The sequence below is a fragment of the Vibrio fluminensis genome, from assembly GCF_015278125.1.
GTDB lineage: Bacteria > Pseudomonadota > Gammaproteobacteria > Enterobacterales > Vibrionaceae > Vibrio > Vibrio fluminensis.
On sequence record NZ_JADILO010000072.1, the window covers coordinates 1 to 1,179 of the forward strand.

Below are 1,179 nucleotides of genomic sequence, written 5' to 3' on the forward strand. Positions count from 1 at the left end.
TGTCTAAAGAAAAATTTGAACGTGTAAAACCGCACGTAAACGTTGGTACTATCGGCCACGTTGACCACGGTAAAACAACTCTAACTGCAGCTATCTGTACTACTCTTGCAAAAGTTTACGGCGGTGCTGCTCGTGACTTCGCATCTATCGATAACGCTCCAGAAGAGCGTGAGCGCGGTATCACTATCTCTACTTCACACGTAGAGTACGACACTCCATCACGTCACTACGCACACGTAGACTGTCCAGGACACGCGGATTATGTTAAAAACATGATCACAGGTGCTGCACAGATGGACGGTGGTATCCTTGTAGTTGCTGCGACAGATGGCCCAATGCCACAAACTCGTGAGCACATCCTACTAGGCCGTCAGGTTGGTATCCCTTACATCATCGTATTCATGAACAAATGTGACATGGTTGATGACGAAGAGCTACTAGAACTAGTAGAAATGGAAGTTCGTGAACTTCTTTCTGAATACGACTTCCCAGGTGATGACCTACCAGTTATCCAAGGTTCTGCACTAGGCGCACTAAACGGCGAAGAGCAGTGGGAAGCTAAGATCGTAGAACTTGCAGAAGCTCTAGATTCTTACATTCCAGAACCTGAGCGTGCAATCGATATGCCATTCCTAATGCCAATCGAAGACGTATTCTCAATCCAAGGTCGTGGTACAGTAGTAACTGGCCGTATCGAGCGCGGTATCCTAAACGTAGGTGACGAAGTAGCAATCGTTGGTATCAAAGATACWACAACTACTACTTGTACTGGTGTTGAAATGTTCCGTAARCTGCTTGACGAAGGTCGTGCAGGTGAGAACGTTGGTGCACTTCTACGTGGTACTAAGCGTGATGACGTTGAACGTGGTCAAGTACTAGCTAAGCCTGGTTCAATCACTCCACACACTAAGTTCGAGTCAGAAGTATACGTACTKTCTAAAGATGAAGGTGGTCGTCACACTCCATTCTTCAAAGGCTACCGTCCACAGTTCTACTTCCGTACAACTGACGTAACTGGTGATATCTCTCTACCAGAAGGCGTAGAAATGGTAATGCCAGGCGACAACATTCAAATGATTGTTGAGCTAATCGCGCCAATCGCAATGGACGAAGGTCTACGTTTTGCGATCCGTGAAGGCGGCCGTACAGTAGGTGCTGGTGTTGTTGCTAAGATCTTCG

The 1,179-nt window shown here is 46.9% G+C and carries 1 protein-coding gene; it reads left to right on the forward strand.

Annotation, left to right across the window (positions count from 1 at the left end):
- A partial coding sequence (gene tuf / locus IRQ95_RS21875) for an elongation factor Tu (protein WP_194439905.1) occupies nt 1-1,179 on the forward strand: 1,179 nt, incomplete at both ends.